General features: G+C 62.0%; 18 protein-coding genes and 1 riboswitch. Of the genes, 7 read left to right on the forward strand and 11 right to left on the reverse strand.

The features are described from left to right. Genes dhaM through dhaK form a run of 3 tightly spaced genes read right to left on the reverse strand, consistent with a single transcriptional unit; the run spans position 1 to position 3,153 of the window. On the reverse strand, positions 1-1,431 hold the full coding sequence (gene dhaM / locus I6G83_RS03845) for a dihydroxyacetone kinase phosphoryl donor subunit DhaM (RefSeq protein WP_054306278.1): 1,431 nt from the start codon (positions 1,429-1,431) through the stop codon (positions 1-3). Positions 1,432-1,443: 12 nt separating this feature from the next. Further along, entirely contained in the window at positions 1,444-2,073 is a 630-nt protein-coding gene (gene dhaL, locus I6G83_RS03850; protein ID WP_054306277.1) for a dihydroxyacetone kinase subunit DhaL, read from the reverse strand. Positions 2,074-2,082: 9 nt separating this feature from the next. Further along, a complete protein-coding gene (dhaK, locus tag I6G83_RS03855) occupies positions 2,083-3,153 on the reverse strand; it encodes a dihydroxyacetone kinase subunit DhaK (RefSeq protein ID WP_054306287.1) in 1,071 nt (356 codons plus the stop codon). A gap of 261 nt (positions 3,154-3,414) precedes the next feature. Between dhaK and I6G83_RS03860 the strand changes: the two genes are divergently transcribed. Both I6G83_RS03860 and I6G83_RS03865 read left to right on the forward strand, forming a co-directional pair. Beyond that, positions 3,415-4,074, forward strand: coding sequence for a DUF1190 family protein (locus I6G83_RS03860; protein ID WP_015674018.1), 660 nt, complete (start codon positions 3,415-3,417; stop codon positions 4,072-4,074). Positions 4,075-4,077: 3 nt separating this feature from the next. Beyond that, complete coding sequence (locus tag I6G83_RS03865) at positions 4,078-5,238, forward strand: glutathionylspermidine synthase family protein (RefSeq protein ID WP_054306276.1); 1,161 nt, start codon at positions 4,078-4,080, stop codon at positions 5,236-5,238. A 52-nt stretch (positions 5,239-5,290) separates the two neighbouring features. On the opposite strand, the gene ygiD is transcribed toward I6G83_RS03865, so the two are convergent. Continuing rightward, a complete protein-coding gene (gene ygiD, locus I6G83_RS03870) occupies positions 5,291-6,073 on the reverse strand; it encodes a 4,5-DOPA-extradiol-dioxygenase (RefSeq protein ID WP_054306275.1) in 783 nt (260 codons plus the stop codon). A gap of 211 nt (positions 6,074-6,284) precedes the next feature. On the opposite strand from ygiD, the gene zupT reads away from it, so the two are divergent. Continuing rightward, positions 6,285-7,052, forward strand: a complete 768-nt coding sequence (zupT, locus tag I6G83_RS03875) for a zinc transporter ZupT (protein WP_015674021.1) — start codon at positions 6,285-6,287, stop codon at positions 7,050-7,052. Between the two features lie 67 nt (positions 7,053-7,119). Here the strand turns inward: zupT and ribB are convergent, their stop codons facing one another. Next, the gene (gene ribB / locus I6G83_RS03880) at positions 7,120-7,773 is read right to left on the reverse strand and encodes a 3,4-dihydroxy-2-butanone-4-phosphate synthase (protein ID WP_054306274.1); all 654 of its coding nucleotides are present in this window, start codon (positions 7,771-7,773) and stop codon (positions 7,120-7,122) included. A gap of 110 nt (positions 7,774-7,883) precedes the next feature. Further along, positions 7,884-8,043: riboswitch (FMN riboswitch) on the reverse strand. 150 nt (positions 8,044-8,193) lie between these two features. Between ribB and ubiK the strand changes: the two genes are divergently transcribed. Further along, entirely contained in the window at positions 8,194-8,463 is a 270-nt protein-coding gene (ubiK, locus tag I6G83_RS03885) for a ubiquinone biosynthesis accessory factor UbiK (protein WP_015674023.1), read from the forward strand. Between the two features lie 51 nt (positions 8,464-8,514). On the opposite strand, the gene yjeH is transcribed toward ubiK, so the two are convergent. The 4 genes from yjeH to I6G83_RS03905 form a co-directional block, all read right to left on the reverse strand. Further along, the gene (gene yjeH, locus I6G83_RS03890; protein ID WP_054306273.1) at positions 8,515-9,765 is read right to left on the reverse strand and encodes an L-methionine/branched-chain amino acid transporter; all 1,251 of its coding nucleotides are present in this window, start codon (positions 9,763-9,765) and stop codon (positions 8,515-8,517) included. Between the two features lie 63 nt (positions 9,766-9,828). Next, on the reverse strand, positions 9,829-11,259 hold the full coding sequence (hldE, locus tag I6G83_RS03895) for a bifunctional D-glycero-beta-D-manno-heptose-7-phosphate kinase/D-glycero-beta-D-manno-heptose 1-phosphate adenylyltransferase HldE (protein ID WP_054306272.1): 1,431 nt from the start codon (positions 11,257-11,259) through the stop codon (positions 9,829-9,831). Positions 11,260-11,338: 79 nt separating this feature from the next. Then, a complete protein-coding gene (gene glnE / locus I6G83_RS03900; protein WP_054306271.1) occupies positions 11,339-14,182 on the reverse strand; it encodes a bifunctional [glutamate--ammonia ligase]-adenylyl-L-tyrosine phosphorylase/[glutamate--ammonia-ligase] adenylyltransferase in 2,844 nt (947 codons plus the stop codon). 45 nt (positions 14,183-14,227) lie between these two features. Beyond that, positions 14,228-15,535 (reverse strand): CYTH domain-containing protein, encoded by a 1,308-nt coding sequence (locus tag I6G83_RS03905; RefSeq protein WP_054306270.1) that lies wholly within the window; start codon positions 15,533-15,535, stop codon positions 14,228-14,230. A gap of 279 nt (positions 15,536-15,814) precedes the next feature. Between I6G83_RS03905 and I6G83_RS03910 the strand changes: the two genes are divergently transcribed. Then, a complete protein-coding gene (locus I6G83_RS03910; RefSeq protein ID WP_041412247.1) occupies positions 15,815-16,435 on the forward strand; it encodes a TIGR04211 family SH3 domain-containing protein in 621 nt (206 codons plus the stop codon). Between the two features lie 111 nt (positions 16,436-16,546). Next, a complete protein-coding gene (locus tag I6G83_RS03915; RefSeq protein ID WP_015674029.1) occupies positions 16,547-17,779 on the forward strand; it encodes a multifunctional CCA addition/repair protein in 1,233 nt (410 codons plus the stop codon). Positions 17,780-17,838: 59 nt separating this feature from the next. Here I6G83_RS03915 and bacA read toward each other — a convergent pair whose 3' ends face one another. Both bacA and folB read right to left on the reverse strand, forming a co-directional pair. Then, on the reverse strand, positions 17,839-18,663 hold the full coding sequence (gene bacA / locus I6G83_RS03920) for an undecaprenyl-diphosphate phosphatase (RefSeq protein ID WP_054306269.1): 825 nt from the start codon (positions 18,661-18,663) through the stop codon (positions 17,839-17,841). A gap of 128 nt (positions 18,664-18,791) precedes the next feature. Beyond that, positions 18,792-19,151 carry a bifunctional dihydroneopterin aldolase/7,8-dihydroneopterin epimerase gene (gene folB / locus I6G83_RS03925; RefSeq protein ID WP_054306268.1) on the reverse strand — a complete coding sequence of 120 codons (360 nt, stop codon included), beginning with the start codon at positions 19,149-19,151 and terminating at the stop codon, positions 18,792-18,794. A 107-nt stretch (positions 19,152-19,258) separates the two neighbouring features. Between folB and plsY the strand changes: the two genes are divergently transcribed. After that, positions 19,259-19,894, forward strand: a complete 636-nt coding sequence (gene plsY / locus I6G83_RS03930; protein ID WP_015674032.1) for a glycerol-3-phosphate 1-O-acyltransferase PlsY — start codon at positions 19,259-19,261, stop codon at positions 19,892-19,894. Positions 19,895-19,942 lie beyond the last annotated feature (48 nt).

Genomic DNA, 19,942 nt, shown 5'->3' on the forward strand with positions numbered 1-19,942 from the left:
TTATGCGCTCAGCTGCAGCACGCCGCGCGCCGCATCCAGCATCGCCGTCTGGCCGCTGCGGGTCTGCGTCAGGCAGTCGCTCATGCCGACCACCATCGGCATCCCCATCGCCTTGGCCAGAATGGCGCTGTGCGACAGCGCATGACCGCCGCTCAGACAGATGCCCAGCACCAGCCGCCGGTCCAGCATCACCACCTCCGACGGCATTATCTCGTCCATCACCAAGATCACCGGCTCCGACAGGGTAATCGGCGCAATCGGCTGCTGTTGAAGATAGCTGAGGGTGCGCCGCAGGATATCGCGCACATCCAGCTCACGCGCCCGCAGGTAGTCGTCATCCAGCGCGCGATAATCCGCCGCAACGGCCTCCAGCTCCTGCCGCCACGCCTGCTCGGCGCTGCAACACTGCTGGGCGATGCGCGTGTACGCCGCCTGCTGTAAATCCGGGTCGTCCAGCAGCATGCTGTGCGCGCCGAATATCCCCGCCTGCGGTTTGCCGATCAGCGTCGCGGTGCGCTCCGCCAGCCGGTTCAGGTCGCCGAGCGTCTGCTGCAGAGCCTGTCGCAGTCGCTGCTGCTCATGCAAAATATCGTCGACGCCGGTATGCCGCGCCGGCAGCGTCGGCCAGACGCTGCGCCACTGCAAAATCGGCCCGCTGCTGACGCTCTCCGCCACCGGCACCCCATGCAGCGACAGCGGCTGTTCACCGGAAACCGCTTCCCCGAAGTGCTGCTGCGCCAGCGCGTTAAACGCCGCCAGCGCCTCATCCGCCTGCCGGCCGTCGGCGCTCAGCCGGATGGTGTCGCCATGGCCCACCTGCAGCAGCGCCAGCTGATTCAGGCTGCGCGGATCGACGCGCTGGCCGCCCTTCTCCAGCACCAGTTCAGCGTCGAAATGCGCCAGCGCTTCCGCCAGGCGCGCCGCCGGACGCGCGTGCAGGCCGTGGGCATTCTGCACCCGCCAGCTGACGCTTTTGCCCTGCGCCGGCGGCAGCTCGGCCGCGTTCAGCGCCGACGCCGTCTCGCCAAGCTGCGCCTGCTTGGCCTGCAGCGCCCCCCGCGCCTCCGCCAGCACCTGTTCCAGCCCGCCGCCGGCATTGGCGGCCACCACCGCCGCCAAGGTGCCCTCCACCAGCGGTGCGGCGCAGAGCGTTACCTTGGCCGCCAGCGCGGGCTCCAACAGTTCCAGCGCGGTTTCCGCACTCAGTAACGCGCTGCCCAGGTCCATCAGCACCACGATGCCGTCGCCGTCGGCCACCGACTCAATCGCCGCCATGACCTGCAGCGCATCGGTGCCGATCGGGTTCTGCTCATCGTCCACGCCCGCCGCCAGCGCCAACCGGCAGCCGTCGCGGCGCATCATCTGCCGCGCCAATGCCTCCACGCCCTGCGCCAACAGCGCGCTGTGCGACACCACTACGATATTGATCATCTCGCCTCCCGCTTACTCCGCCGCTGCCGCCAGCGCCTGGATCATCAGCATCACCGAGGTCGCGCCGGGATCCTGATGACCGATGCTGCGCTCTCCCAGATAGCTGGCCCGCCCTTTGCGCGCCTGCATGGGAACGGTGCTTTCCGCCGCCTGCTGCGCCCGCTGTGCGGCCTGCTGCAGCGCTTCCCTGACGTCCAGAGAGTGCGCCAGCGACTGGCTCAGGCTGTCCGCCACCGGCAGCCAGACGTCACACAGGGTTTTATCACCCGGTTGCGCCTTACCGCGCGCCGCCACGCCCTCCGCACCGGCCTGCACCATCTGCTGCAGGTCGGCCAGTTCCAGACTCTGCTTGCCGGCCGTCGCCTGCGCCGCGCGGAGAAAGAAGGTGCCGAACAGCGGGCCGCTGGCGCCGCCGACGCTGGACAACAGCGTCATACCGCTGCTTTTCAATATCGCGCCGATATCCTGCTCCGCCAGCGACGGCAGTTTGGCCGCCAACTGCTCGAAACCGCGGTTCATATTCAGACCGTGGTCGGCATCGCCGATCGCCGTATCCAGCTCGGTCAAATAGTCGCGCTCGCGGCGAAATACCTCGCTGCAGCGCATCAGCCAGTCAACCAGCTGCTGTTTTGTTAACGCCATGCTTCCTCCTTAGCAACCCCAACGCAGCGCCGGCGTATTGACCGGCGCATCCCACAGCGACAGCGCTTCGTCGTCTACCTTCAGCAGAGTGATGGAGACGCCCTGCATATCCAGCGAGGTGCAATAGGCGCCGACCAGGCTCCGCTCAACAATCAGCCCGGTTTCCGCACAGCGCTCCGCCAGGCGGTGATAGACGCCGTACAGCTCCGACAGCGGCGTCGCCCCCAGGTTATTCACCAGCGCAATCACCCGGTCGCCGCGCGCCAGCGGCCGCTTGGTCTGCAGCTCTTCCCGCCACTCGCCCTGCACCCGATCCCAGACGCGGATCGTACGCTGGTAGTGGCCGTGATCCAGCAAGGTGTGAAACATCGCATCCACCGCCTGATTCAGACCGCTGAACGGCCGCCGCTCAATGCCCGGCTCGCCGTGAATGCCGACGCCGAACTCCATCTCGTTATCCGCCAGCGTAAACGACGGCTTGCCGGCCGCCGGTACGGTGCAGGCGCCGAGCGCAATGCCGATGGAGTGCCCCTGGTTGTTCAGCCGGTGGCCCAGCGTCACCAGTTCATCCAGCGAATCGCCGCGCGCCGCCGCCGCGCCGAGCAGCTTTTCCAGCAGTACAGTATTGGCGACGCCGCGCCGCCCGGCGGTAAACAGGCTGTCCTTCACCGCCACATCGTCATCCACCAGCACCGTCGCCACCGCCACGCCGCTGTCATGCAGCAGTTCTGTGGCGGTCTCAAAATTCAGCACGTCGCCGGTGTAGTTCTTGACCAGCAGCAGCACGCCGGCGCCGCCGTCGATCGCCAGCCCGCAGGCGAACATTTTGTCCGGCGTCGGCGAGGTAAAAATTTCTCCCGGGCAGGCGCCGTCCAGCATGCCTGCGCCGACAAAGCCGCAGTGCATCGGCTCATGGCCGCTGCCGCCGCCGGATAACAGCGCCACTTTGCCCGTCACCGGGCCGTCTGCGCGGCAGACAAACAGCGGATCGCGCTGCACCAGCAGTTCCGGATGCGCCTCGCCCAGTCCGAGCAACTGCTCCTCCAGCACCGATTCAACCTGATTAATCAGCTTTTTCACCTTGGCCTCCTTCAAATGACGCCGCTTTTGGCGCCTGCCGAGGTTTCAGTATGGAACAAGAGGCGCGGACTTTCCGCGAACGAACCGGCACAAACGACGCATATTTCCGCCCGTTGCCGACCAACCCGGCAATTTTGTGTATAGCTGCGTAAATAGCATTTTGAACCGGCGTTTCAGCTTTAATTTTGACCAGCTTTCCCCTATCCTTACGCCACTACTGGGAAAGGGCAACATAGCCCGCACGAGATGGGATTTACCACGATGAAACGGACCAAAAACATCAACCAAGAGACGTTCCGCAAGTCTTGGCGCAGCTACCGCATGGCGCCGGTCGCGCTGGCCATCAGCGCCGTATTTATGCTCGCCGGCTGTGAAAAGAGCGACGAGACCGTCTCGCTGTATCAAAACGCCGACGACTGCTCGCGCGCCAATCCGTCCATGAGCGAACAGTGCACCACCGCCTACAACAACGCGCTGAAAGAAGCGGAAAAAACCGCGCCGAAGTACGCCAGCCGTGAAGACTGCGTGGCCGAATTCGGCGAAGCGCAGTGCACGCAGGCGCCGGCCCAGGCCGGTATGGCGGCAGAATCGCAAAGCAGCGGCAGCTTCTGGATGCCGCTGATGGCCGGCTATATGATGGGCCGCCTGATGGGCGGTTCCGGCTTCGCGCAGCAGCCGCTGTTCTCCTCGAAAAACCCGGCCAGCCCGGCCAACGGCAAGTTCGTTGACGCCACCGGCAAGAGCTACGGCCCGGCCACCGCCGGCGGCCGCACCATGACGGTGCCGAAAACCGCCATGGCGCCGAAACCGGCCGTCACCAACACCATCACGCGCGGCGGCTTTGGCGAAACCGTCGCCAAACAGACCAGCATGCAGCGCAGCGCGGCTTCCGGCACCTCCTCCCGCAGCATGGGTGGCTAACCGATGAAACGCATTGCCATTGCAGAGCGCCCGGACTGGCAGGCCAAGGCGGCGGAGTTCGGCTTTAATTTTCACACCATGTACGGCGAGCCCTACTGGCGTGAAGACGCCTACTACCAGTTTACGCTGGCGCAGATCGAAGAGATCGAAAGCGTCACCGAAGAACTGCACCAGATGTGCCTGCAGGTGGTGGAAAAAGTGGTCGCCAGCGATGAGCTGATGGCCAAGTTCCGCATTCCGAAGCATACCTGGGAGTTTGTACGCAGCTCCTGGCGCACCAACGCGCCGTCGCTCTATTCACGCCTCGATCTGGCCTATGACGGCGTTAACCCGCCCAAGCTGCTGGAAAACAACGCCGATACGCCGACCTCGCTGTACGAAGCGGCGTTCTTCCAATGGATCTGGCTGGAAGATCAGATCAACGCCGGCAAGCTGGATCCGCAGGCGGATCAGTACAACAGCCTGCAGGAAAAGCTGATCGAACGCTTTGCCGAGCTGAAGGCGCATCACGGCTTCGGCCTGCTGCATATGGCCTGCTGCCAGGACAGCGAAGAAGATCGCGGTACGGTGCAGTACCTGCAGGACTGCGCACAGGAAGCCGGTGTTCCCACCGAGTTCCTGTTTATGGAAGAGATTGGCCTGGGGGAAAAGGGCCAGTTTACCGATCTGCAGAACCAGGTGATCGGCAACCTGTTCAAGCTCTATCCGTGGGAGTTTATGCTGCGCGAAATGTTCTCCACCAAGCTGGAGGACGCCGGCGTGCGCTGGCTGGAGCCGGCCTGGAAGAGCATCCTTTCCAACAAGGCGCTGCTGCCGATGCTGTGGGAGATGTTCCCCAACCATCCCAACCTGCTGCCGGCCTATTTTGCCGAGGATGAGCACCCGCCGCTGGATCACTACGTGGTCAAGCCGCTGTTCTCCCGCGAGGGGGCCAATATCCGCATCGTGCAGAACGGTCAGGAAGTGGCCAACGTCGACGGTCCTTACGGCGAAGAAGGCATGATTGTGCAGCAGTTCCACCCGCTGCCGCAGTTTGAAGGTAACTACACGCTGATTGGCAGCTGGCTGATCAACGATCAGGCCTGCGGTATCGGCCTGCGCGAAGACCGCGAGCTGATTACTCAGGATCTGTCACGCTTCTACCCGCATATCATTTTGGGCTAAACCGGCCCCGCCCTGTATACGCCAACGCCAGCTTAACGCTGGCGTTTTTACTTTATCCGACCTGCACCGACAGCATACTGAGCGACCCCATCTCGATACCGTCCACCGGTATGCTAATCGGCTCCGCGCCGTCCCAGGCGCCCAGCACATACAGCAGCGGCAGGTAGTGCTCCGGCGTCGGGTTCGACAGCGCGGCGCCCTCATGCTGCATAAAGTTCACCAGCGGATGATCGTCGCCCTGATAGCGCAGGTTATCGCGTACGTAGCGGTTGAACGATTCGGCCCACGGATACGGGCTGCCGTCGCCCTGCCAGCGCGCCATGCGCAGGTTGTGCACCACGTTGCCGCTGGCGACAATCATCACGCCCTGCTCCCGCAGCGCCGCCAGCTTGCGCCCCAGCGCATAGTGGTACTGCGCCGGCTGGGTGCCGTCGATGCTCAGCTGCACCACCGGTATATCCGCCTGCGGATACATCTTGATCAGCACGCCCCAGCTGCCGTGATCCAGCCCCCATGACTCCCGATCCGCCAGCACCGGCGTCGGCGCCAGCAGCTGCTGCAGGCGAGCCGCCAGCTCCGGTGAGCCGGGCGCCGGATACTGAGTATCAAACAGCGCCTGCGGGAAGCCGCCAAAGTCGTGAATGGTTTTCGGCCTTTCCATCGCGGTCACCGCGGTGCCGCGGGTGTACCAATGGGCGGAAACGGCCACGATCGCCTGCGGCCGCGGCAGACTTTCCCCCAGCCGGCGCCAGGTTTCGGTATAGCGGTTTTCTTCCAGCACGTTCATCGGACTGCCGTGGCCCAGAAACAGCGCCGGCATACGAGAAATCGTCATCACTTCCCCCTTTACGGAGTCATCAAGGTTATGCGCTTACCTTACGCCGTTTGTTCGCCCGACACAGTGGGGTAAGCGTGATGATGATATTCAAGAAATTTGAACGGTGAAAACAATGCCAGTAATCAGGCAAATCCGCTCGATTTATGCTTTTACTCTGTTAGTATCTGAATATAAATAATTATCATTAGCATACGAAAGAGGACGCTCGATGTCGGTACCGTTGATTCTGACCCTGCTGGCCGGCGGCGCCACCTTTGTGGGCGCGCTGTTCGGCATTATCGGCCAGAAGCCGTCCAACCGGCTGCTGGCCTTTGCCCTCGGCTTCGCGGCCGGCATTATGCTGCTGATTTCACTGATGGAAATGCTGCCCGCCGCGCTGCATACGCCAGGCATGTCGCCCATGCTCGGCTACGGCATGTTTATGCTGGGCCTGCTGGGCTACTTTGCGCTCGACCGCATGCTACCGCACCAGCACCCGCAGGATCTGATGCAGCAGCCAATCAAACCGCACAATCTCAAACGCACCGCCATCTTGCTGACGCTGGGCATCAGCCTGCATAACTTCCCGGAAGGCATCGCCACCTTTGTCACCGCCAGCGCCGATCTGGAGCTGGGGATGGGCATTGCCCTGGCCGTCGCCATTCACAATATTCCCGAAGGGCTGGCGGTCGCCGGACCGGTATATGCCGCCACCGGTTCCAAAACCAAGGCGCTGCTGTGGTCCGGAATTTCCGGCCTGGCGGAGATCCTCGGCGGGCTGCTGGCCTTTGTGCTGCTGGGGCCGCTGATTTCGCCGGTGATGATGGCGGCGATTATGGCGGCGGTGGCCGGCATTATGGTGGCGCTGTCGGTGGATGAGCTGATGCCGTTGGCGAAAAAGATCGATCCTCACAACAACCCCAGCTATGGCGTGCTGTGCGGCATGGCGGTGATGGGCTTTAGCCTGACGCTGCTGCAAAGCGGCGGGCTGGGCTAAACGCCGCGCAATAAAAAAGGCTGAGCAGAGTTCAGCCTTTTTTCATCGGGTCATGCTAAAGCGCGCCTTAGCTCGCCTGCTTTTCGTGCATCTGGCGGTAGGCCACCAGATCTTCAATCGTCAGCACGGTCATCTCATGCTGTTTGGCGAATTCAATCACTTCCGGCGCATGCGCCATGCTGCCGTCGTCATTGGTCAGTTCGCACAGTACGCCCGCCGGCTTGAAGCCCGCCAGCGCCACCAGATCGATGGTTGCTTCGGTATGGCCGCGACGGGTCAATACGCCGCCCGGCTGCGCGCGCAGCGGGAATACGTGGCCCGGACGGTTCAGATCGCTCGGCTTGGCGTTATCGGCAATCGCCGCGCGGATGGTGGTCAGGCGGTCAGAAGCGGAAACGCCGGTGGTCACGCCCTGCGCCGCTTCAATCGTCACGGTGAAGGCGGTCTGGAACTGACTGGAGTTGTTGGTCACCATCATCGGCAGCTCCAGCTGCTGACGGCGTTCTTCGGTCAGGCACAGGCAGACAATGCCGCTGCCGTGGCGAATGGTCAGCGCCATTTGCTCAACGGTCATGGTTTCTGCGGCGAAGATCATATCACCTTCGTTTTCACGATTTTCATCATCAAGCACCATTACGCCGCGCCCGTTGCGCAGTGCATCCAGCGCGCGTTCAACGCGTTCTACCGGCGTGCCGAAGTCTGAAAGTAGCGTCTGATTCATGGTAAAAAACCTCATTAAATTTATGGATTACCAGAACCAGGGCGATCTTGAGGAGTGGCTATATTGCCATAGCCAAAAATAACGCAAGCGGGCATATGCCCGGCAGATACCGTTACTCTCTCCCATCCGGACTATAACCGTCGGCCCCGGAATTACACCGGATCTGCTGACCTCTAACCGGCCCTACAGGCTGGCTGAGCGCTCGCGGGCTTTCACCGTAACAGGTGATTTACCGCCGGTGGGGACTTTCACCCCGCCCTGAGAATAAGCAGAACGACTATAACGCTATCACCCGCACCTTTCAAGATATGAGCCGCAGCGCTGTGAAGCAGCGCAGTGTAAACATCAGGTAGTGGTTTATCCGGCGCGCAACTCGCATTACACTAAACAACAGCCATTACATTCTGAAAGGGATACGCCATGATTGACCCGAAAAAAATTGAACAGATCGCACGTCAGGTGCATGAGTCCATGCCAAAAGGCGTGCGCGAATTCGGGGAAGACGTAGAGAAGAAAGTGCGTCAGGTTCTGCAGGCGCAGTTAGGTCGCCTGGACCTGGTGAACCGTGAAGAGTTCGACGTACAGACCCAGGTGCTGCTGCGCACCCGCGAAAAGCTGGCGCTGCTAGAACAGCGCATTGCCGCTTTGGAAGGCAAACAGGCCGACGCGCCGAAGCAGGAAGAAGAGTAAGCCCGACGCCGCGCTTGCCTGAATCACAGCGGGCTGACCTGGCTCAGCCCCTTATTGTTCCGCGCGTACCCTGGCCCGCCGCGGCAGCAGCAGCCAAATCAGCGCAAACATCGCCAACGCATAGGCGCTTTTCCAACCGATAATCACCAGCAGCAGCACGCACAGCAGCGCCCCCACCAGCGCCATCAGCCGCGAACGGCCCGCCAGCAGCCGGCACCCCGCCAGCATGCACAGCAGATAGATCAGCACAAAAATACCGTTGGCGTAGACCAACAGCGTATCCAACGGCAAATCCAGCATATAAATCAGCAAGGTGAATAGCAGGCAGCAGCCCACCACCAGGCTGAGGGCGTTGACCGGCGTCTGTGCGGACGACAGCCTGGCCAAAGCGCTGTGCGGTTTGCTCTGCGCCTGCGACCACACCATTCTGGCAAAGCTCTGGGTGTAAATATTCACGCTGGCGAAACAGGCCAGGTAGCCGATAATGCAGGCCACCCACAGCGCATGCTGCCCGAACAGCTGCACCACAATGCCCGGCAGCGAAGCCGCCGCCGCCTGATGCTCGCCATAGGCATGGAAATGCAGCACCGCCACGGTGCCGCCCCAATACACCAGGCCGGCCAGCAGCATGCCGAGCAGCAGCGCGCGCGGAAAATCGCGCGCCGAGTTACGGAACTCGGTCGCCAGGTGGGCAAAGGCCTCCAGCCCGACAAAGCACCAGAACATCACCGCCAGCGCGCGGAACATATTGCCCGGCGCGACGTCGCCAAGCGCCGGCCACGGGATCTCGGCCGGCTCAATATCGCCTTTCCACCAAATGGCGGCCACCAGCGCCACCACCAGCACGGCGATCAGCGTCTGAATATTGGCGCTGGAGCCGGCGCTGCGCGTGCCGAGCAGCCAGATAAGCAGCAGGGTGGCGACCTCGACCAGCAGCAGGCCGCCGGCGCTCCACCCCAGCGTCGACTGCCAGAAGCCGGCGGCGATCTGTAAGGCGGCCGGCAAGCCGACCGGGATCACCGACAAAAACAGCCAGGCGGTGACTTTCCCCATCCGGGGACCGAACGCCATAGCGACAAAGTGCGCCGCGCCGCCGGCGCTGGGAAAATGCCGCCCTAACGCCGCAAAGGCAATGGCGATGGGAAACACCAGCGCAATCAGCAGCGGCCAGGCCCACAGGCTGTCGCCCTGCGCCAGCTGCGCCGCCAGCGCCGGCACCGCAAACACGCCGGTGCCCAATAACGAGGTGGACAGCAGCCCTACGCCCTGCACCAGCCCCAGTTCCTGCTTCAGTCCGCTCACTGACAACCACCGTATTCAGCGGGCTGATATGCCCGCGCCCGATATCGCGCTTACGCCGCCAATTTAGCCGCGTCCGCCTTTGATCGCGTTGATGATATTGGTGGTCGACAGGCCGTCTTCAAAGTTCAGCACCTTAACTTCACCGCCGTTCGCCCACACTTCCTTACTGCCGGCAATCTCCTCAGGCTTGTAATCGCCGCCTTTCACCAGCAGATCCGGCAGGACGTCGGCAATCAGCCGCTGCGGCGTATCTTCTTCAAACGGCACCACCCAATCAACCGCTTCCAGCGCGCCCAGCACCACCATACGGTTTTCCAGCGCATTGACCGGCCGCGCTTCCCCTTTCAGGCGTTTGGTGGAGGCGTCGCTGTTGACCGCAACGATCAGGCGGTCGCCCAGCTTGCGCGCATTGGCCAGATAGGAGACGTGGCCGGCGTGCAGGATGTCAAAGATGCCGTTGGTCATCACCACTTTCTCACCGCGCTGACGCGCCTGCGCCACCGCCTTTTTCAGCTGTGTTTCGTTCATCACGCCAAAGCCGGTTTCGGCCCGGCCGCGGATGGCGTTTTCCAGCTCGATCGGCGCAACGGTCGAGGTGCCCAGCTTCCCGACCACCACGCCCGCGGCGGCGTTCGCCAGGAAGCAGGACTCTTCCAGCGTATTGCCGGCGGCCAGCGCCGCGGCCAGCACGCCGATCACCGTATCCCCGGCGCCGGTGACGTCAAACACTTCCTGCGCCTGCGTCGGCAGATGCACCGGCTCGCGTCCCGGCTGCAGCAGCGTCATGCCGTGCTCGGAGCGGGTGACCAGCAGCGCGGACAGCTCAAAGTCCGCCACCAGCTGCATGCCGCGCTCCACCAGCTGCTCTTCGCTGCTGCAATGGCCGACGACCGCTTCAAATTCGGACAGGTTCGGCGTCAGCAGCGTAGCGCCGCGGTAACGTTCAAAATCCGTGCCTTTCGGGTCGATCAGCACCGGCACCTTGGCCGCCCGCGCCAGTTGGATCATCCCCTGTACCTGGCTCAGCGCGCCCTTGGCGTAATCGGACAGCACCAGCGCGCCAATCTGCGGCAGCGCCTGCTGGATGCGCTCCAGCATCGGCTGCGGATCCACGTTGGAGAAGCCTTCCTCAAAATCCAGGCGAATCAGCTGCTGGTTACGCGACAGGATACGCAGCTTGGTGATGGTCGGATGCGTCGGCACCGAGACAAAATCGCAGCGCACGTTGACTTCATCCAGCTTGGCGTTCAGCGCCCGCGCCGCGTCATCGATGCCGGTCAGGCCCACCAGACGCGAATTGGCGCCCAGCGAGGCGATGTTCATCGCAACGTTAGCCGCACCGCCGGGACGCTCTTCAATCGTATCTACCTTGACCACCGGCACCGGGGCTTCCGGTGAAATACGGCTGGTCGGCCCATACCAATAGCGATCCAACATGACATCGCCAACCACCAGCACACCGGCGCGGCGAAAATCAGGCAGCGTAACTTTCATCCGTTAACTCCAAACAGGTCATAAATTTAATGGCGCCGATATTATCACAGACCTGGCTAATACCGGCATAAAGGTAATCTTACCGCTGGCCCAGCCAGCGATGCCAACTGGCGCGCACCTGCTCCCGCTCGGCGGTGAAACGTTCACTGCTGACTTTGCCGGAGTGCTCCTGCAGCGCCAGATGGTGGATCTCATCGCGCATGGCGACATAGGCCTGCGTCAGCGCGGCGGCTTCGTCTTCCGCCATGATGTCGTAATTGGCCATCAGCTCGAAAATCCGCACGTTGTCCGACCAACGGGTCAGGCGCGCCTCATCCGCGGCATAGCGTAAGACCAGATATTGCGCGATAAATTCGATATCGGTAATGCCGCCTTCATCAGTTTTGATATCAAACAGTTCGCGCCGCTTGTTGGCAAGGTGGCTGCGCATCTTCTCGCGCATCTCGCGCACTTCCTGCCGCAGGGTGTCGTCATCACGCGGCTGGCAGAGAATATCGCGGCGAATGGCGTCAAAGCGCTGCTGCAGCGCCGTATCGCCGTACACGATGCGCGCCCGCACCAGCGCCTGGTGCTCCCAGGTCCAGGCTTCATGCCGCTGGTACTCGGCAAAGGCCTCGATGGTGCTGACCAGCATGCCGGCCGCGCCGGAAGGACGCAGGCGCGCGTCGACCTCATACAAAATGCCGGATGAGGTGCGGGTGCTGAACAGGTGCATCACCCGCTGCGCCAGCCGCAGATAAAACTGACGGCCGTCGATACTGCGCGCGCCGTCGGTCATCACCTCCGACGGGCAGTCCAGCAGGAACACCAGATCGAGGTCGGAACTGTAGCCCAGCTCCCAGCCCCCCAGCTTGCCGTAGCCGATCACGGCAAAACCGCGTCCCTCGCGTTCGTGCAGGTGCGTCGGCTGGCCATAGCGCGCCACCATATCGTTCCACGCCTGCTGCACCACCGCGTCAATAATCGCTTCCGCCAGGTAAGTTAAGTGATCGCTCACTTTCATTACCGGCAGCGCGCCGGCGATATCGCCGGCGGCAATACGCAGCTGCTGCGCCTGCTTGAACTGACGCAGCGCTTCCAGCCGCTGCTCTTCATCCTCCTCCGGCACGCGCAACAGATACTGCCGCAGTTCGCTGCGGTAGGCGTCCGGCGCCACCGGCTGATACAACGTGTTGGTATCAAGCAGTTCGTCCAGCAGCAGCGGGTAGCGCGCCAGCTGGCTGGCCACCATCGGCGAAGCGGCGCACAGGCGAATCAGGTGGCTCAGCGCCGCCTGATACTCCACCAGCAGTTCGAGATAGGTGGTGCGGGTGACAATGCTCAGCAGCAGTTGAGTCAGCCGCGCCAGCGCGGTCGGCGCGTCGCTGCGCGGGCACACTTCCGCCAGCAGGCGCGGCATCAGTTGATCCAGCACCTCGCGGCCGCGCGGGCCGATGGTGCGTTTATCAACGTCCTGACGAAATTCGGCGATGCTGCGCAGCATCATGCGGCGCTCTTCTTCGCCGAGATGCGGCGTCAGCGGCGCGATCTCCTGTTCATCCAGCGCGTCCAGCCACAGGCCGGCGAAGTGCTGGCACTGCGGATCGTCCTCCGCATCCGGACCGTCATCGCCAATCAGATCGTCAAACACCGCCCTCACCGCCCGCATATGCGCGTCCAGCCGGGCCTGCAGCGCCGGCCAGTCGGCCAGCCCCATGCCCCAGGCCAGCCGCGCCTGGTCGAGCGCATCCTGCGGCAGCGTCTGGGTTTGCTGGTCGGCGATGGCCTGCAGCAGATTTTCCAGCCGGCGTAAAAACAGATAGCCGGCGCCCAGCTCCGCAATCTGCGATTCCGGCAGCAGCCCCAGCTCCCCGATCGCCTGCAGCGTCGGCAGCAGTGAGCGCCCCTGCAGCGAAGGCTCGCGCCCGCCGCGAATCAGCTGGAAAACCTGGGTGATAAACTCGATTTCGCGAATGCCGCCGGCGCCCAGCTTGATGTTGTCCGTTAACCCGCGCCGCCGCACCTCGCGGGCGATCATGCCTTTCATATTGCGCAGCGACTGAATAACGCTGAAATCGATATAGCGGCGGAATACAAACGGCCGCAGCATGCCGCGCAGCTCGGCGCTGTAAGGATCGTCGAAGCCGCCCATCAGCCGCGCCTTGACCATCGCGTAGCGCTCCCAGTCGCGCCCCTGCTCCTGGTAGTAATCCTCCAGCGCAGCAAAGCTCATCACCAGCGGGCCGCTGTCGCCGAAGGGGCGCAGGCGCATATCCACCCGGTAAACGAAGCCGTCAATGGTGTGCTGATCCAGCGCCTTGATCAGCCGCTGCCCAAGACGGGTAAAGAACTGGGCGTTATCCAGCTGGCGGCGGCCGCCCACGGTCTGGCCGTTTTCCGGATAGGCGAAAATCAGGTCGATATCGGATGAGAAATTCAGCTCGCCGCCGCCCAGCTTGCCCATGCCCAGCACCAGCAGCGGCTGCGGTACGCCGTCGGCATTGCACGGCGTGCCCCATTCGCGGCAGCAGGTCTGATACAGCCAGTCGCGCGCGCTGACGATCAGCGTTTCCGCCAGCGCACTCAACTGCTGCAAGGTCTGTTCGGTGCTGCAGACGTTCAGCGCCTGCGCCCAGGCGATGCGCACCAGCGTTTCCCGCCGGAACAGGCGCAGCTCGCGCATCAGCGCCGCTTCATCACTCACCTCTTCCAGCGCGTCCTGCAGCCAGGCGGCGTAATGCTGGCACTCCTCGGCCGTCGGCGGCTGCCGGCGCAGCGTCGTCAGCCAGTCCGGATGATTCAGCAGCGTATCGCTGATGAAATCGCTCGACGCCAGAGCCTGCTGCTCCCGCTCGTCAAACACCCACTCGTTACCGTTAACGTCCTGAAAGCGCTGCACAACCTGCAGCGCCTGAACCTGTAATGCGACTGAAAGTGGCGACATGCTGAATGCCCCTGATAACGGCCCGCCGGCGACAGGCCTGAATAATTAACGAACCGCGCCGTTTAGCCAGAATGGCGCATGGGATAAAGCCTGCTTGCGGCAGCTTTCGTACCAGCCCTGACGACGCCCGGACAGTGCCGCCTGCAGCTCGCGCCAGCCGTTCAGATAAGGCTCGGACAGCGCATCTGCATAGGCGCCGGACAGCAGCGTAAAGGCCGCCAGCTGGCGCTTCAGACGCGGCAGCTGCTCCTGGAACTCGTCGTCGCTCAGCGGACGGCTAAAGCCCTCTTTCAGGTCGGCGGCGCTGCGCCCCAGCATAATGTCGCAAAAGCGCTTGAAGGAACCGTCCAGCTTGGCCTGCGCCTTGGCGTCAATAAACGCGCGCCAGGCGCCGCTGACCAACCATGATGTGAGCGCCAACTTACACTGCAGATAAGCCGGGCTGTAGCACAGCGTCTGCGCCTCGGCGTCCGCGGCATCCAACAGCGGCTCCAGCTCGGACAGGCGGCTGCGCAAGCCGGCGCTGGCCTTGCGCGGCACCAGTCCGCCGAACACCACCAGCGCCTGACGTATCAGCACCAGCGCATCCGCAATCGCCAGCCGCCCCGCGGCGTCGCCGCGCAGCCACAGCTCTTCGTGATACTGCCAATGGTCGAGCGCCAGTTCTAAACCGGCGATCATGCCCTGTTCTACGCTGGCCTTGGCCGGCGCATGCAATACCGGCAGCGGGCGCGCCTCGCGCGCCGTCGCGCCCTGCGCCAGATAATAGCCGCGCGCCGCCTTGCTCAGGCTACCCTGACGCAGCCCGCCCTGTTGCGCCAGCTCGGCCGCCAGCAGCAGCACGTCCTGCGTTTCGCCCTGCTGCAGCTCCAGTTCGATTTCGCAAATGGCTTCCGTCAGCTCGCCCGCCCGCACCTCGCCCTGATCGAGGCCAACCTCAATCAGGCTCTGATTGTAAGTAACCACCCACTTTTCACGCACGAAGTCGGTGCGGAACAGCGGTTGCAGCTGCTGCTGCAACGCCGCGACGTCGCAGCCCTGCGGCCAAATGTCCGCCGGCAGCTGTGACAACGCCAGTTCCGGCGTAGCGATAGCGACGTTGTATTCCGGCCGCTGGTGCAAGCCGCCGACCACCGTGCCCGCGGTTTTCAGCGTCATTTCATAGCGGTCGTCAAAACCACGGATGCGCAGCCCCATATCGTGACGGCGCAGGAAATTATCGGCGCTCTCAAAGTAAATATTGGTTAACCGCTGTGGTGCGCTGTGTTGATGCGGCCAGGCCGCCATCTGCGCGGGCAGCGCGGCAACCGCCTGCGGCGTGGCAATAAATTTCAGTTCAATTTCAACGGTCATAAGATTTTTGCACCAATAAGTTGCGTATTCGCGTCGCTCTTCACGGCGGATGCGGCATCAAACCTGCCCCGCCCGACGACGTGCGGTAATAATTATCTTACCGCGATTCACGGCATCTGAACCCTGTTGGGTGCAGAAAAAACCTGTTATGTTATAGAACGATGCGCAACCCGCGGAATCCGTCACAATTCTGACGTGAACATTGCGGTTTTACCGTTGCGTCAACGGACTGATATCTCTACTATCGTTCCATAAATTCATACAGAAACGATGAAAAAAATGCAGAAATTACGCCTGATTTTCCTCGCCCTGCTGAGCTTCAGCATCACTTGGGGCGCACATGCCGAAGATAAACGCTATATCTCCGATGAACTGAACACCTACGTGCACAGCGGCCCAGGCAACCAATACCGCATTGTCGGCACGCTGAACGCCGGCGATGAAGTCACGCTGCTCAGCGTAAACGACAGCACCAAATACGGACAGATCCGCGATGCCAAAGGCCGCAGCGTGTGGATCCCGCTTGACCAGCTCAGCAACACGCCAAGCCTGCGCACCCGCGTGCCGGAGCTGGAGCAGCAGGTGCAGACCCTGACGGACAAGCTGGCTAATATTGATAATAGCTGGAACCAGCGCACGGCCGAAATGCAACAGAAAGTGGCCGCCAGCGACAGCACCATCAGCGGCCTGCAGGAAGAAAACCAGGCGCTGAAAAATCAGCTGCAGGTCGCCCAGAAGAAGGTGAACGCGGTCAATCTGCAGCTTGACGACAAGCAGCGCACCATTATCCTGCAGTGGTTTATGTACGGCGGCGGCGTCGCCGGCATCGGTCTGCTGCTCGGCCTGCTGTTGCCGCACCTGCTGCCGCGACGTAAAAATAACAACCGCTGGATGAACTAACGTTTTATCGCAGCCTGAAAGGTCGCCGCGGCGGCCTTTTTTATTGGCGCGGCAGCGCGCGATCAATTCATGTAATCTGATAGTGAATGTATTAACCGCAGGAGTACGACAGTGAAAATTTACCTGGTTGGCGGCGCGGTGCGCGACAGCCTGCTGGAACTGCCGGTGGTCGACCGCGACTGGGTGGTGGTCGGCGCGACGCCGGAACAGTTGCTGGCGCAGGGCTACCAGCAGGTCGGTAAAGATTTTCCGGTCTTTCTCAACCCGCAAACCCATGAGGAATACGCGCTGGCGCGCACCGAGCGCAAATCCGGCCACGGCTATACCGGTTTTACCTGCTATGCCGCCCCTGATGTGACGCTGGAAGAGGATTTGCTGCGGCGCGATCTGACCATCAACGCCATTGCGCAAACCACCGAGGGCGAACTGGTCGACCCTTATCATGGCGTGCAGGATCTCAACGCCCGCGTGCTGCGCCACGTTTCGGCGGCGTTTGGCGAAGACCCGCTGCGCGTACTGCGCGTTGCGCGCTTTGCCGCCCGCTTTGCCCACCTGGGCTTCACCATTGCGCCGGAAACCGCCGCGCTGATGCGCCAGATGGCCGACAGCGGCGAACTGGCGGCGCTGACCGCCGAGCGCGTCTGGAAAGAGACGGAAAAAGCGCTGCAGAGCCGCAGCCCGCAGGTGTACTTCCAGGTGCTGCGCGACTGCCATGCGCTGGGCGTACTGTTCCCGGAGATCGACGCGCTGTTCGGCGTGCCCGCGCCGGAGAAATGGCACCCGGAGATCGACACCGGCATCCATACCCTGATGACGCTGGCGATCGCCGCACGGCTCAGCCCGGAGACGGACGTGCGCTTTGCCGCGTTGTGTCACGATCTGGGCAAGGGGCTGACGCCCAAAGAATACTGGCCGCATCACCACGGCCACGGGCCGGCAGGCGTGCGTCTGGTCGAAGCCATGTGCCAGCGCCTGAGGGTGCCGAACCCGCTGCGCGATCTGGCCAAACTGGTGGCTGAATATCACGATCTGATTCATACGGTAAATAAACTGCGGCCGGAAACGCTGCTCAAGTTGTTCGACGCCATCGACGTCTGGCGCAAGCCGCAGCGGCTGGAGCAAATCATTCTGACCAGCGAGGCCGACGCGCGCGGCCGCACCGGCTTTGAGGAACAGCCGTATCCGCAGGGCGACTATCTGCGCGAGGCGTACCGGATAGCCAGCGACGTATCGGTGAAAGAGGTGGTGGCCAGCGGCCTGCAGGGCCCGGCGATTCGTGAGGAAGTGCAGCGCCGACGCCGACAGGCGCTGGCAACCTGGAAAGCGGCGCAGCCCCAGCCGTAGCCCCCATAAAAAAACCCCGCGATGCGGGGTTTTTTATTATTCAATCACCAACCTGCGGCTTACATGAATACCACGTATACCGCCGCTGCAACGATAAAGCGGTAAATGGCGAACGGCACAAACGAGATGCGCTTAATCAGCGTCAGGAAGGTCTTAATCGCCACCAGCGCCACCAGGAAGGCGGTCACAAAGCCGACGGCAAACATCGGCAGGTCCGCCAGCGTCAGGAAGTGCAGGCTCTTGTACAGGTCCAGCCCGCTGGCGCCAATCATCATCGGCACCGCGAGGATAAAGGAGAACTCGGAAGCCGCATAGCGGCTGACGCCGACCAGCATGCCGCCGGAGATGGTCGCCCCGGAGCGCGAGAAGCCCGGCCACAGCGCCAGACACTGGAAGCAGCCGATCATAAACGCCTGACGGTGGGTGATATCATCCAGACCGACCGCACGCGGCTTTTTCGGCTTCAGCCATTCCGCCGTCAGCAGCAGTACGCCGCCGACCACCAACGCATACATCACGTTTTTCGGCTCGAACAGTGATTTAATCACCTCATGGAACAGCAGCCCCAGCACCACCGCCGGCGCCATCGCCAGCAGAATGTGGGTTAATTTCAGATGCCCCGGCGTATGCCCCTCGTGCGCCACCGGCTTGCCGCCGAAATGGATGCCGATCAGGCCGAACAGACGCCGCCAGAACATCACCACCACCGCCAGGATCGACCCTAACTGGATGATAACTTCAAAGGTTTTCGCCTTGTCGCCGGTAAAGCCCAGCCACTCGCCCACGATAATCATGTGCCCGGTTGAAGACACCGGCAGAAATTCCGTTAATCCCTCAACGACCCCAAGAACAAATGCCACAAACAGTGAATGCATGTCCGCCATGTGCGCGCTTACCCCACAATTCTTCCGCTATAAACATAAAAAAGCGGCAGTGCTTAAGACATTGCCGCTAAAACAATTCTGCGTTTCAGACCACGTTAATGGCCTTTCGTTGCATCAGCATGACAGTATTACGTCGGGCGCCGGCCTCGTTCGATCACAACGCCAACCCGGCTGGCCTGCGCCACTGCGCCCGGCTTGCTGACCTTAATACGGACCCATGGGGATTTAAAGCGCTGGAGCAATATTTCGGATATTTCCTCAGCGACACGCTCTACCAGCGCAAAGCGCCCGGATTCAACGTGTTGAATCACCGCTTCGCTGATATCGGCATAGCTCAAACAGTCGTTGACGTCATCGCTGGCGGCCGCCTTGCGGTTATCCCAGCCCATTTCGATATCGAACACCAGTTTCTGGCGAATCGTTTGTTCCCAATCATAAACGCCAATGGTGGCGATTACGGTAAGCTCCTCAATAAATACGATATCCATCACGTCATTCTCTGTTTTTGGCCTTGCCGGATACCACTTCCAGCGGAATATGCGTATTATCCATAGATGTTGAGATTAAAACGACCATTATTAAACGGAACCGCGTTATGAGTGCTACCGCGCTTGGCATGATTATCTTCGCGTATCTGTGTGGCTCCATCTCCAGCGCGATCCTGGTTTGCCGGATCGCCAGGCTGCCAGATCCGCGCGAACATGGCTCAGGAAACCCCGGGGCGACCAACGTCCTGCGTATCGGCGGCCGCGTTGCAGCGGCGGCAGTGCTGGTATTCGACATTTTGAAAGGGATGCTGCCGGTGTGGCTGGCGTATAAGCTCAACGTACCGCCGCTCTATCTGGGGCTGACGGCGATCGCCGCCTGCCTGGGTCATATCTATCCGGTATTCTTCCATTTCCGCGGCGGCAAGGGCGTCGCCACCGCCTTCGGCGCCATTGCGCCCATCGGCTGGGACCTGACCGGGCTGATGACCGGCACCTGGCTGCTGACCGTGCTGCTCAGCGGCTACTCCTCGCTGGGAGCCATCGTCAGCGCGCTGATCGCCCCCTTCTATGTCTGGTGGTTCAAACCGCAGTTCACCTTCCCGGTGGCGATGCTCTCCTGCCTGATCCTGATGCGTCACCACGATAATATCCAGCGACTGTGGCGCGGGCAGGAAGGGAAAATCTGGAAAAAGTTCCGCAAAAACAAGGGCGATGCGGCGGACGCCGACAAGCCGGAAGAGTAATCACAATAAACAGGGGCCGGATAATCCAGCCCCTGTTTTTCAATATCT

Source organism: Serratia rubidaea, from assembly GCF_016026735.1.
Classification (GTDB): domain Bacteria; phylum Pseudomonadota; class Gammaproteobacteria; order Enterobacterales; family Enterobacteriaceae; genus Serratia_B; species Serratia_B rubidaea.

What these genes read in the sequence shown, in the direction of transcription:
- I6G83_RS03860 (WP_015674018.1), top strand. Translation starts at nt 3,415, where the DNA reads ATGAAACGGACCAAAAACATCAACCAAGAGACGTTCCGCAAGTCTTGG.
- ygiD (WP_054306275.1), bottom strand. Translation starts at nt 6,073, where the DNA reads ATGACGATTTCTCGTATGCCGGCGCTGTTTCTGGGCCACGGCAGTCCG.
- I6G83_RS03865 (WP_054306276.1), top strand. Translation starts at nt 4,078, where the DNA reads ATGAAACGCATTGCCATTGCAGAGCGCCCGGACTGGCAGGCCAAGGCG.
- hldE (WP_054306272.1), bottom strand. Translation starts at nt 11,259, where the DNA reads ATGAAAGTTACGCTGCCTGATTTTCGCCGCGCCGGTGTGCTGGTGGTT.
- I6G83_RS03910 (WP_041412247.1), top strand. Translation starts at nt 15,815, where the DNA reads ATGCAGAAATTACGCCTGATTTTCCTCGCCCTGCTGAGCTTCAGCATC.
- zupT (WP_015674021.1), top strand. Translation starts at nt 6,285, where the DNA reads ATGTCGGTACCGTTGATTCTGACCCTGCTGGCCGGCGGCGCCACCTTT.
- ubiK (WP_015674023.1), top strand. Translation starts at nt 8,194, where the DNA reads ATGATTGACCCGAAAAAAATTGAACAGATCGCACGTCAGGTGCATGAG.
- plsY (WP_015674032.1), top strand. Translation starts at nt 19,259, where the DNA reads ATGAGTGCTACCGCGCTTGGCATGATTATCTTCGCGTATCTGTGTGGC.
- dhaL (WP_054306277.1), bottom strand. Translation starts at nt 2,073, where the DNA reads ATGGCGTTAACAAAACAGCAGCTGGTTGACTGGCTGATGCGCTGCAGC.
- I6G83_RS03905 (WP_054306270.1), bottom strand. Translation starts at nt 15,535, where the DNA reads ATGACCGTTGAAATTGAACTGAAATTTATTGCCACGCCGCAGGCGGTT.
- dhaM (WP_054306278.1), bottom strand. Translation starts at nt 1,431, where the DNA reads ATGATCAATATCGTAGTGGTGTCGCACAGCGCGCTGTTGGCGCAGGGC.
- ribB (WP_054306274.1), bottom strand. Translation starts at nt 7,773, where the DNA reads ATGAATCAGACGCTACTTTCAGACTTCGGCACGCCGGTAGAACGCGTT.
- folB (WP_054306268.1), bottom strand. Translation starts at nt 19,151, where the DNA reads ATGGATATCGTATTTATTGAGGAGCTTACCGTAATCGCCACCATTGGC.
- bacA (WP_054306269.1), bottom strand. Translation starts at nt 18,663, where the DNA reads ATGGCGGACATGCATTCACTGTTTGTGGCATTTGTTCTTGGGGTCGTT.
- glnE (WP_054306271.1), bottom strand. Translation starts at nt 14,182, where the DNA reads ATGTCGCCACTTTCAGTCGCATTACAGGTTCAGGCGCTGCAGGTTGTG.